The organism is Marinobacter sp. LV10R510-11A, from assembly GCF_900215155.1.
GTDB lineage: Bacteria > Pseudomonadota > Gammaproteobacteria > Pseudomonadales > Oleiphilaceae > Marinobacter.
On record NZ_LT907980.1, the window covers coordinates 382,390 to 393,981 of the forward strand.

General features: G+C 53.9%; 9 protein-coding genes and 1 pseudogene. 8 read left to right on the forward strand and 2 right to left on the reverse strand.

Going from position 1 to position 11,592, the window contains the following annotated elements; all coding sequences use genetic code 11:
• Positions 1 to 4 precede the first annotated feature (4 nt).
• On the reverse strand, positions 5 to 967 hold the full coding sequence (locus CPH80_RS01950; RefSeq protein WP_096275363.1) for an AAA family ATPase: 963 nt from the start codon (positions 965 to 967) through the stop codon (positions 5 to 7).
• Between the two features lie 151 nt (positions 968 to 1,118).
• Here CPH80_RS01950 and CPH80_RS01955 point away from each other — a divergent pair, with 151 nt between their 5' ends.
• The 5 genes and pseudogenes from CPH80_RS01955 to CPH80_RS22225 all read left to right on the forward strand — a co-directional run bounded on the left by CPH80_RS01955 (position 1,119) and on the right by CPH80_RS22225 (position 8,699).
• Positions 1,119 to 5,987 (forward strand): NAD-glutamate dehydrogenase, encoded by a 4,869-nt coding sequence (locus tag CPH80_RS01955; protein ID WP_096275364.1) that lies wholly within the window; start codon positions 1,119 to 1,121, stop codon positions 5,985 to 5,987.
• 124 nt (positions 5,988 to 6,111) lie between these two features.
• Entirely contained in the window at positions 6,112 to 6,792 is a 681-nt protein-coding gene (gene can / locus CPH80_RS01960; protein WP_096275365.1) for a carbonate dehydratase, read from the forward strand.
• A gap of 30 nt (positions 6,793 to 6,822) precedes the next feature.
• Entirely contained in the window at positions 6,823 to 7,890 is a 1,068-nt protein-coding gene (locus tag CPH80_RS01965) for a class I SAM-dependent methyltransferase (RefSeq protein ID WP_096275366.1), read from the forward strand.
• On the forward strand, positions 7,891 to 8,082 hold the full coding sequence (locus tag CPH80_RS22220) for a hypothetical protein (RefSeq protein WP_227520317.1): 192 nt from the start codon (positions 7,891 to 7,893) through the stop codon (positions 8,080 to 8,082).
• A 95-nt stretch (positions 8,083 to 8,177) separates the two neighbouring features.
• Positions 8,178 to 8,699 (forward strand): annotated as a pseudogene (locus CPH80_RS22225) (class I SAM-dependent methyltransferase).
• Positions 8,700 to 8,712: 13 nt separating this feature from the next.
• Here the strand turns inward: CPH80_RS22225 and CPH80_RS01975 are convergent.
• A complete protein-coding gene (locus tag CPH80_RS01975; protein WP_096275367.1) occupies positions 8,713 to 9,333 on the reverse strand; it encodes a riboflavin synthase subunit alpha in 621 nt (206 codons plus the stop codon).
• A gap of 138 nt (positions 9,334 to 9,471) precedes the next feature.
• On the opposite strand from CPH80_RS01975, the gene CPH80_RS01980 reads away from it, so the two are divergent.
• The 3 genes from CPH80_RS01980 (at position 9,472) to CPH80_RS01990 (ending at position 11,590) form a co-directional block, all read left to right on the forward strand.
• Entirely contained in the window at positions 9,472 to 10,296 is an 825-nt protein-coding gene (locus tag CPH80_RS01980) for a hypothetical protein (protein ID WP_096275368.1), read from the forward strand.
• Between the two features lie 60 nt (positions 10,297 to 10,356).
• On the forward strand, positions 10,357 to 11,034 hold the full coding sequence (locus CPH80_RS01985) for a TetR/AcrR family transcriptional regulator (protein ID WP_096275369.1): 678 nt from the start codon (positions 10,357 to 10,359) through the stop codon (positions 11,032 to 11,034).
• 91 nt (positions 11,035 to 11,125) lie between these two features.
• Positions 11,126 to 11,590, forward strand: coding sequence for a L,D-transpeptidase family protein (locus CPH80_RS01990; RefSeq protein ID WP_413772282.1), 465 nt, complete (start codon positions 11,126 to 11,128; stop codon positions 11,588 to 11,590).
• The last annotated feature ends 2 nt before the right edge of the window (positions 11,591 to 11,592 follow it).

Genomic DNA, 11,592 nt, shown 5'->3' on the forward strand with positions numbered 1-11,592 from the left:
AGCCTCAGGCGCTCACCGGCACACGATCAATCAGGCGTTGTATCACTGTGTCGGACGTTATGCCCTCCGCCTCGGCTTCAAAGGTCAGCAGAATACGGTGTCGGAGTACGTCGAACGCCACCGCTCGAACATCGTCTGGGGTTACATAATCCCGGCCCTCTAGCCACGCAATGGCGCGGGCGCAGCGGTCTAGGGCAATGGTGCCCCGCGGGCTGGCGCCAAACGCTGTCCAGCGTGCCAACTCCGGATCCAATACGCCAGGATCTCTGGTTGCTAGCACCAGAGCCAACAGATACTGCTCTACCGAGTCAGCCATGTAGATATCTGCTGCCTGGGCCCTAGCTTCGAAAACCTGATCGGCGGTCAGGCGAGTATCAGCGGCGGGCTGGCCCTGGCGATAATCGTTTCTGGCCAAATGCAGAATTGCTTGTTCGGCCTGTGCCGACGGGTAGCCAATCACCACGTGCATTAAGAAGCGATCGAGCTGGGCTTCGGGCAGAGGATAGGTACCTTCCTGCTCAATGGGGTTCTGGGTGGCCATCACCATGAACAGGCGATCAAGCGGGAACGTGCGCATACCCACGCTAACCTGGCGTTCGCCCATGGCTTCCAACAACGCGGACTGTACTTTTGCGGGTGCCCGGTTAATTTCATCTGCCAACACAAGGTTGTGGAAAATCGGCCCGCGCTGGAATTCGAACAGCCCGGTTTCAGCACGGTAGATTTCACTGCCGGTAACGTCTGACGGCAACAAGTCTGGTGTGAACTGAATGCGGTGAAAGTCACCCATGAGGTGATCTGCCAGAACTTTTATGGCTGTGGTTTTTGCCAGCCCCGGCGCACCTTCAACTAAAAGGTGCCCATCGGCAAGCAATGCGACAAGAAGACGATCAACCAGCTTTTCCTGCCCAATAATCCTTTTTGCTAACTGTGAACGTAGCTCACCGAACGTATGCTGTAACGACATTGGAAGTGATTACTCTCTTGGAAGTGATTACTCTCATGCGTGATAAGTAGTTGCCGCAGTTTTGGCGTCTGCCCGGCAAAAATCAAGGGTTTGACTATGCTTATCTCACGATATCCCGATTACGTTTATTTCACACTACCTGAGGTTGCCCATGAATGCGCTGACAGTGGCTAGCAGAGATCAGTTTTTCGAGCGTTTAACTGATGAGTTCTCCAAAAAGATTGCTAAAGCCGAAGCCGAAAAAATCAGCGAATTTGTAAAACAGCATTACGCGCATATTCCGTTAGAGGAGCTGCTCAGTCGGCGGCTCTCGGATACCTACGGCGCGGCATTGGCTGCTTGGCAATTTCTGCAAAAGCGCAGTGCCGAAGAAACATCTGTGTCGGTATTCAATCCGGAATTGGAAAGCGACGGCTGGCAATCTACTCATACTGTTGTGTTCATCCTGCACCCGAATATTCCGTTTTTGATTGATTCTCTGCGTGTCGCCGTTAACCAGCAAGAAATCGGAACCCACTCTATCCAGCATTCCATACTGCGGGTGGAACGTGACAAAGCCGGTAAGCTAAAAGAGCTGATGCCGACCAAAAAAAGCCAGCCGTCGTCCGCCTATGAAGCGTTCATCGTTCTGGAAATAGACAAACACAGCAATCCCGAAGACCTAAGAGAGCTTGAGAAAACTCTGCAAACGGTATTGCACGAAGTGCGAATTGCCGTGTCTGATTTCCCTTTGGTTACTGACAAAGTAAACGAGATTGTCAAAGAGCTAGATGTCATTACGGCGGGTATCAGTAGCGAGAAAAAGGAAGAAGCAAAGGCGTTTCTCAACTGGCTGGTGCGCGATCACTTTACCTTCCTTGGTTATGATGAGTACGACTTCGTTAAAGATAAGTCGGGCATGACCGTCAGCCGAGTAGAGAATTCCGAGTTGGGTATATTACGGGTACACAACGAGCGACCTGATCGGGTTCGGCTCAATGAACTCCCGCAGCGCACCCGCAACGAGATGACCCGCGCGGATGATCTACTGATTTTTGCCAAATCTGCACAGCGCTCCAGAGTACATCGCCCTGCGTACCCAGATTATATTGCGGTCAAAAAATTCAATAAAAAAGGCGAAGTTGTTGGTGAGCGCCGTTTTCTGGGCCTGTATACCGCCCGGGCATACAACGAACGGCCAGACGAGATTCCGCTGCTTCGAATCAAGTTCCAGAATGTCATAAAGCGCTCGGGGTTCATGCGTGAAGACTATGCCGGCAAGGAGCTGGAACAAATTCTTACCCTCTATCCCCGGGACGAGTTGTTCCAGATTGAAGAGGGCGAGTTGCTGAAGGTGGCAAAGAACATCCTGTACATACAAGAGCGTCGCCGCATTGAGCTGTTCATGCGCGAAGATGTTTACGGCCAGTTTGTTACCTGCCTCGCGTTTTTCCCGAGGGACATCTACAACACCGAGCTTCGCCTGAAGGTGCAACAGGTGCTTATGGATAGCCTGGAAGCCGAAGACATTGAGTTCGTTACACACTTCTCGGAATCCGTGCTGGCTCGGGTCCAATTCACAATTCGTGTACCCCAAGTTGAAAACCGCACACTGCCGATTGCCGAGATCCGGGCAAAGGTCATCGAGATGGCCCAGTCCTGGCGCGACGGCCTCTCGAGCGCACTCACTGAGACCTGCGGTGAAGAGCAGGGGAATGAGCTGTACCGGCGTTGGGCCGGTGGTTTCCCAGCGAGTTACACTGAAATGTTCTCGCCGCGTCGCGCCGCGATTGACCTAGAACATATTTCCGCCGCGTCGACTGACAACGACTTGAACATGAGCTTTTACCGGGCGTTGGAGGAAGATGAAAGCACGCTACACTTCAAGCTGTTCTATCCCGACCAGCCGCTGCCGTTGTCTGATGTTATGCCCATTTTCGACAATTTGGGCTTCCGGGTGCTGGGCGAACACCCATTTGAGGTAACCGATCGCAATAACAAAACCGTCTGGATTCACGATTTTACTCTCTACGCCCATGGCGGGACGGTGATTGATATCCATCGGGTTCGGCCGATATTTGAGGAGCTGTTCCACCGGGTATGGTACGGCGAAGCAGAAAACGATGCGTTTAACCGGATGCTCATCACCTCGTACATGAGCTGGCGGGAAATTGCCCTGTTGCGCACCTATGCCCGATACATGCGCCAAATCCGTTTCTCCAACAGCCAAACGTTTATCTCCAATACGCTGGTCAACCACGTCGCGCTCACCCGGATTCTGTTGGAGTACTTTGAGGTACGCTTCAATCCTGATCGCTTTCAAAGCGAGGGCAAGTGCCAAGCTGCACAACAGAAGCTCGAGATCGAATTTAATGCAGGGCTGGAAGAGGTGGCAAACCTCAGTGAGGACCGTGTTCTGCGCCTGTACCTAGAATTAATGCAGGCCACGCTGCGCACTAACTACTATCAGCTCGACGAGGCTGGTGGGCCAAAATCTTATATCAGTGTGAAGTTTGATCCTTCCGGAATTCCAGACATGCCGCTACCGCGGCCTGTGTACGAAATCTTCGTATACTCGCCTCGAGTGGAGGGCGTCCACCTGCGCGGTGGCAAGGTCGCCCGAGGCGGTCTGCGCTGGTCCGATCGTTTTGAGGATTATCGAACCGAGGTGCTGGGCCTTGTAAAAGCTCAGCAGGTGAAAAACGCGGTGATCGTTCCGGTGGGCGCCAAGGGTGGTTTTGTCGCCAAACAGCTGCCGGATTCGTCCGATCGCGAAGCTTTCCAAGCGGAAGGCATTGCGGCCTACAAAATGTTTATCCGCGGCCTGCTCGATATTACCGACAACCTAGTAGATTCAGGCATTCAACCGCCCGAGCGTGTTGTTCGCCATGATTCGGATGATCACTATCTGGTGGTTGCAGCAGACAAAGGCACTGCCACATTCTCCGACATTGCCAATGGCTTGGCTGCAGAATACGGTTTCTGGATGGGTGATGCGTTTGCCTCTGGTGGTAGTAATGGCTACGACCACAAAAAGATGGGCATTACCGCCTCCGGTGCTTGGGTGTCTGTTGAGCGGCATTTCCGCGAAGTAGGCATCAACCCAGCGGTGGACGAGTTTACCGCCATCGGTATCGGCGACATGGCCGGGGATGTGTTCGGCAATGGCTTGCTGAGCTCCGAGAAAACCCGGTTGGTGGCAGCGTTTAACCACATCCACATTTTTGTGGATCCGTCACCGGATGCGGCTAAGAGCTACAAAGAACGTAAGCGGCTGTTTGAGATGCCGCGCTCGGCGTGGACAGACTATGACGAGAAGCTGATCTCGAAGGGCGGCGGTGTGTTCAGCCGAAGCTCTAAATCTATACCCATCAGCCCGGAAATCAAGAAGCTCCTAGGCATCAATTCTGATCGGGTGCCTCCGAATATGCTGATCTCCCATATCCTGAAAGCTCAGGTTGATTTGCTCTGGGTAGGTGGTATCGGCACGTACGTAAAAGGCAGTGGCGAATCCCACAGTGATGTGGGTGATAAAGCCAACGATGGTGTGCGAATCAACGGAGTGGATTTGCGTTGCAAGATTGTAGGTGAGGGCGCCAACCTGGGCATGACCCAGGTTGGCCGTATTGGCTTTGCCCTTAAGGGTGGGCGATTAAATACCGACTTTATTGATAACTCCGGGGGTGTCGATTGCTCGGATCATGAAGTTAATATGAAGATCCTGCTCAATCGCTGTGTTGCCATGGGAGATCTTACGGCCAAGCAACGTAACGTTATGCTGGAAGAGATGACCGGCGATGTGGCGGCGCTTGTTCTCAAGAACAACTACCGGCAAACCCAAGCGATCAGTATTGCCAACGTGGACGCACCAGCACGCCTAGAAGAATACCGTAGGTTGATGAATACCTTTGAAAGTGAAGGCAAGCTGAATCGGGCGCTAGAATTCCTGCCAGATGATGAGGTGCTGAACGAGCGCAAGTTGAACAAACGAGGTCTCACTCGGCCAGAGCTGGCGGTCATGATTGCTTATGTGAAAGGAGATCTAAAGCAAACTCTGATAAACAGCAGCTTGCCGGACGATCCGATACTTGCCCGGGAAATGTACAAAGTATTCCCCCGCGACTTGACGCAAAAGTTCTCTAAAGAGCTCGGCGAGCATCAGCTAAGAAGGGAAATTATCGCCACACAGATTGCCAATGACATGGTCAACCACATGGGCATTACCTTTGTGGAGCGGCTGACCCAGTCCACAGGCGCCGACGCAGCAACGATTGCTCTGGCTTGGTTGATCACCAGGGATGTGTTCAGGATAGACAACTGGTGGGACAAGATCGAAGATCTGGATTTCCATATTCCGGCACAACTGCAGATGGAGCTGATGGGCGATCTCATGCGCTTGATGCGCAGATCCGTGCAGTGGCTGTTGCGTAACCGCCGGGCAGAGCTGAGCATTGAAGGGCACATGGAGCGCTTTGCCGACAGTGTCTGGGCCATGACTTCTAACCTGCCAGACTACTTAGGAGGGCAGGCCCGCACCGATTGGGAAGAACGCAACAAAGCACTGGAGAAAGCTGGATTGCCTGCAGATCTGGCTTCGGTTTTGGCCGGCACCGGGTACCTGTACTCGTCGCTTGGCATTATTGAAGCTCAGAAGGCAACGGGAATGCCGCTGAAAACGGTCGCTAATCTTTATTACGAACTGGGTGACCTTCTTGATCTCAGCTGGTTTGGCACCACGATTGCCAGCCTTGCGTCTGCAACACACTGGCAGGCACTGGCGCGGGAAAGTTTTCGTGAAGACCTAGGCTGGCAGCAACGTGCACTGACCACGGGTGTGCTTAACCTAGCGGACAAGCCAGAGGACGTACCTGCGTGCGTTGAAAGCTGGATGCAGCGGCATGAGCATATGATCGGTCGTTGGAAGTCCATGCTGGTGGAGCTCAAGGGCGTTGGAGAGCCGGAATACGCGATGTTCTCTGTTGCCCTGCGTGAGTTGCTTGATTTGGCGCAAAGTACGCTGTATCAGCCTGAAGGTTCCTGAAGATGTTTGAAGGCGTTAGGCAGGCCAAACGCACCTGATGACATGATCCAGATAAACTGAGTATTGCGTTGGAGTCGTGATTCCCGTTCAATTGCGATCGGGAATCACCAAATGGAGTCTGTTAATGGGTCAACTTGACCATATTCTTAAAAAAAACCGGGCTTGGGCCGATGGCATCAAGGCCGAGGATCCGCAGTTCTTCCATCGCCTCTCGAACCAGCAGGCGCCAGAATATCTGTGGATTGGCTGTGCCGATAGTCGAGTGCCGGCCAACCAGATTGTTGATATGCTTCCGGGTGAACTGTTCGTGCACCGGAACGTTGCCAACGTTGTTGTACATACAGATTTTAACTGCCTTTCCGTATTGCAATTTGCGATTGAGGTGTTAAAGGTCAAGCATATTCTTGTGGTAGGTCACTATGGCTGCGGCGGTGTAAAAGCTGCTCTGCGCAATGAAGGTTTTGGGCTGATCAGTCACTGGCTGAGGCATGTACAGGATGTGCGTGATCTCCATCAGTCCGTACTAGATGCCAGTAGCAGTGAGCTTGACCAGGTTGACCGTTTGTGTGAACTAAACGTGGTTGAACAGGTAGGGCACGTGTGCCAAAACAGCATCGTTCAGGAAGCTTGGAAGCGTGGCCAACAGCTTAACGTGCACGGCGTAGTGTACGATGTGGCTGACGGCATACTCCGGGATATGGGCTTGTCGGTTTCCGGCGCTAAAGACTGGGAGCAGAGCAAGCAAACCAGCTTAGATGAGCTGGTATTGCGCCCGGTGCGCTCAGGTCGCGAGAAAAAAGTTTAACCTTCACTGCAAAACGGCACCATCCAATTCATGCAGAATTTACCTGTTTCCAGTTTGCTTAATTCGCATCAGGCGTTGCTTAAAAACCAGCACCTGTTAACGGGTCGCTTGGCATTACTGGGTGTTGCATCCGCACATCTGTTGCCAGAGCTTCCTGCAGGCGGCCTTGCCATGAGCGAGCACGCGGGTGTTTATCGTGCGCTTCAGAGCCATGAAGCCTGGCAGGCCTGTTTTGGCTACGAAGACCCTGCGCTACTGGCAGAAGGTACCTACGACAGCATTGTGGTGTTTCTGCCCAAGGCCCGTGCCGAGTTGGAGATGCGCTTAGCGCTTGCTCGCTCTTTGGCATCGGAAAATGCGCGGCTGATACTGGTGGGCGAAAAAAAGGAAGGCATTGTTGGTGCCATCAAACAGCTCAAAGCGGTTGCTCCGCAGGTAGCAAAAGTCGATAGCGCACGTCACTGCCAGGTCTGGTGTGCACAAGCGATTGAGCCGGCTCCCGGGTTTCGGGTTCAGGACTGGTTAACCTGGAGCGTCGCGGAGTGCGCAGGGATGTCCGTTGAGGTTGCCGGGCTGCCCGGAATCTTCAGCCAAGATGGCTTAGATAATGGCACGCGCATGCTGCTGGACACTCTGGCAGAACAGCCAGTTCGGGCTGACCGGGTTTTGGACTTTGCCTGTGGTGCGGGCGTTATTGGTGCCTGGCTTCAGGCCAAGCAGGTAGCGCGAGAGGAGCCCGTTGCCAGTGTTGACGGTGTGGATGTTCAAGCGCAGGCGGTTATCTGCGCAAGGGAAACCTACCAACGCAATCGCGTTACCGGCACGATTCACGCCTCAGACGGCCTCGCGGGCATTGACGCCCTCTGGTCGGGCATAATTAGCAATCCCCCCTTCCACACGGGTGTAAAAACCGATACCTCCATGACCGAGCAGTTTCTTCAGGACGTGAAACGGCACCTAAAACCAGGTGGCGAACTGCGTCTGGTGGCGAACAGTTTTTTGCCTTACGAGTCCTTGATCAAACGCCACATCGGCCGCGTTGAACGCCTGCGTGAAGACCGGCGCTTTACGGTTTATCGCGCTTTTCGGGGTAAATAGGTGCCTGATCGGACAACTGCAGTACTGGATTTTCCCGGTGGTAGCCTGACCTTGAGCCGCCCCGGAACCGATGATCTGAGCCTTCGTGGCTGGAGCGCCGCCGACGAACTGCTCTTGCAGGAATCTTGTAGCCGCCTAGAAGCAGCGCCCGATTCCCAGGTTCTGGTGGTAGACGACCAGTATGGCGCGTGATCACCTGTGGCTCCGGCCAAGCCACGCTAGACAACTGGCCCGGTACCTGGAAGGGCTACGAACTTGGGGAGGGCAGTGGCGTTCGCGTCTCGGCCATGCCCGCAGTATTCGCCCGGGAAAAGCTGGACATCGGCACACGGCTGATGCTGCCCCACCTAAAGCCCACTCTTAAGTCCTGCCGCCCCGGTGCCCGGGTGCTGGATCTCGCCTGCGGTAACGGTGTTCTCGGCCTGAGTGCGTTGGCCGCGAAACCGGGCATTGAAATAACCTTCAGTGATGTGTCCAGTCAGGCAGTTCTGAGTGCTCGCAGTAACCTAGAAGCAGCATTTCCTGATGCCCAAGCTTTGTTCGTGCATGTGGATGGAATTGCAGGTGACAGCGAGCCGTTTGAGCGAATCCTGTTAAATCCGCCGTTTCATGAAGGCGGTGTGGTGGGGGATCATATCGCCTTGAGGCTTTTTGAGTAGGCTTCCCAGAACCTGGCCTAAACGGGCCGCCTGCTTATGGTGGGCAACCGGCATCTTGGTTACCACCGAAGTTTGCGACACTTTTTTTCGCAAGTCCGTCAGCTAGATGCTAACCCCAAATTTGTGGTGTTCGAAGCCTGGAACGAGTGATGGCTACTCCGCGCTAAAGCAGTGGAGCAGGGCGGTCATAACCCAGGCGCGCCAACGTATCCACGATGGTTTGTGTTTGGCTGTCGATCTCGATGTTGACCCGCATTCCCTCTTCTATTGCGCCGAAGGTTGTCGCCCGTAGAGTTTCGGGAATAAGGTGAACATTGAATCGGTTGTCTGCAACCTCGCCAATGGTAAGGCTGGCGCCATTGATTGCAATATAGCCTTTGGCAAAGATGTAGCGGGCCCACTGATCCGGAACTTCAAACCAAATGGTCACGTTGTTTTCTGGCCGAAGAATATCCACCACATTAGCCGTTGTGTGTATGTGCCCCGACAGCAAATGGCCGCCAATCTCATCTCCAATCCGCGCCGCTCGTTCAAAGTTGAGTGTGTGCCCCGGCTTCAAGCTGCCGAGTGTTGTCAGGCTCAAGGTTTCCTGCATGGCATCAAAAAACAGTGTGTTTCCGGCTTGGCGGGTAACAGTCAGGCAGGTGCCATTGACAGCCACCGACGCCCCAATGCTGACGCCCTCTGCACGGTTATCCGGCAAGCGGATTGCAAAAGTACTCAGCCCGGTTGCAGCGGTAACCTCTTCAATAATCGCAATACCTTGGACAATACCTGTGAACATAAGCGGGCCTCATGAGGGAGCGAAGTGCGGCATGGAGCAAAAGGATAAGGCTAAATTCAAGATATTTCGAGCGCTGTCGATACGCTAGTAGGTGAAGCTCAAATAATAGAGGCCCTTTAACGCGCTGGAAGAATTGTCATGGCTCAGAACCAGAACGCCGCAGAGGCGCTAACAGGAACAGCTCAAGGCGCGGTATTGCGGCCCGGGCGAGCGGCTGACCCGGTTCCTGTGCCCGAAGAGGCTGCGCAGGACGCAAGCCAAAATAGCCCGTCAGCGCTTGCACTTGCGACCCAGCAAGAAGGCCATGAAGAATCGGGCCCGGTGCCGGCAGAATCCCGTCAGCGCAAGCTAAGGTTAATGTTGCGCCAGTGCGACCGTGTATTGTTGATGGATTTTGAGTTGATGGCAATGAACGATTGGCCCGATAACTTCACTGTTGCGGCCGCCCGCCGTAGCCGGGATTTGTGGTTGTTCAGTGCGTTAGTGGCGGCAATCGTATTTCTCAGCGGGCTGACAGGTTTTGTACCTGCCTGGATAGCTGGTGGCGGATTCGGCGCTTTTGTAATTATTTTATTGCTGGGCATCCCGGTGGTTCGCGGCGTCTATACCTCGGAGCCTTCTTATCTAGACCTGTTGATCAAACGCCAGCGCATGATGCGAGACGCGCGAAAGCATGCTGAGCACCTTGAGGGTAAAGAGGGGTTGATTTGGCAATGCGCCCGCATGGCAGATTTCAACCCCGCTTTGAAGAGTGCCCGATTCAGCAGTTTGTTGCGTTTATCGGAGCAGAAGGCTTTGCCTCGAGCGCTGTCCCGACGTGAGCATATAAGGCTTTATCTGATTTATCTTCTTGAAGCCGAAAAAGCCTATGGTCAGGTTCAAACGGCTTTCTTCGAGGGTAATCAGAGCGCCATCGACCAAGGTTGGCAAACAGTCGCGGCGGAACCAGAGCACAGAACTTGACATAAATGTGCGTCAAACGTATGTTTCAAACAGACGTTTGCTAGAGGCACTGAAAACAAAATGGCCCAGTCGGATACTGTTGACCGAATTCTTAATGCCGCAGAAGAACTGTTTGCTGAGCGAGGTTTTTCAGAGACGTCACTGCGCATGATTACCAGCAAGGCCAGAGTAAATCTGGCCGCTGTGAATTACCACTTTGGCTCCAAAAATGCGCTGATTCAAGCTGTTTTTGGCCGCTTCCTGACGCCGTTTTCAGCGACTCTTGAAAACGCGTTTGATGAGCTTGAGGCCAGCTGCGAAGGCAGCCCACCTTCGCTGAACCAGACGCTCTGGGCGCTTACGGAAAGTGCTGTTCGCATGCCCCAGCGGAATGAAAAGGGTATTTCGATTTTCATGCGGCTCCTCGGGCTGGCATATACCCAGTCGCAAGGGCATTTGCGCAAGTTTCTGGAGCAGGAATACAGCCAGCCGTTCGGCCGCTTCATGCGCCTGTTAAAAGGGGCAACACCTCAGCTTTCAGCCGTAGATCGGTACTGGCGCATCCAGTTTATGCTCGGCGCCACAGCGTTTACCATGTCCAGTAGCGATGCTCTGCAGGACATTCTGCGCAACAAGCTGGGTGTGGAGACGACTGTTCAAGAAATTTCTGCGCGCCTCGTGCCATTCCTGGCCGCTGGTATGCAAGCCCAAGACGCCTTCTTGGTTTCCCCCGCCAACAGCAACATCCCGGTTGCCTGAGCTGTACTCTCTCAGTTAGGCTTCCTCCTGAACTCTTGGGGGAGCCCATACCGTTTTGAATCATCACAACCGCACTGCCTGCTCAATTGACATCAGCCTGCATGATCAGACCCTTGCTCTGCTGGATGAGAGTGGCTGTGTTGTTGCAAGCTACCCTGTTTCCACTGCACTGAACGGCGTGGGCGAACAAAACGGCAGCGGTTGTACTCCAAAGGGCGAGCATTACATACGCGCGATGATGGGGGCCGGGCTTCCTGCCAATACTGTTTTCCGAGCCCGTCGCCCCACCGGTGAGATATACAGCCCCGAACTGGCCGCCAGCCACCCCGAGCGGGACTGGATTCTGAGCCGAATCCTTTGGCTTTGTGGGCTGGAGCTTGAGAAAAATCGCGGTGCCGACGTTGATACCTTCCGTCGATTTATATACATACATGGTACCCCCGATACGGAACCCATGGGCCTGGCGCTTTCACATGGGTGTGTTCGCATGCGCAATGCCGATGTCGTTGAACTGTTTGACTTTGCCCGGCCGGGTATGCCGGTTACTATCCGCTGACA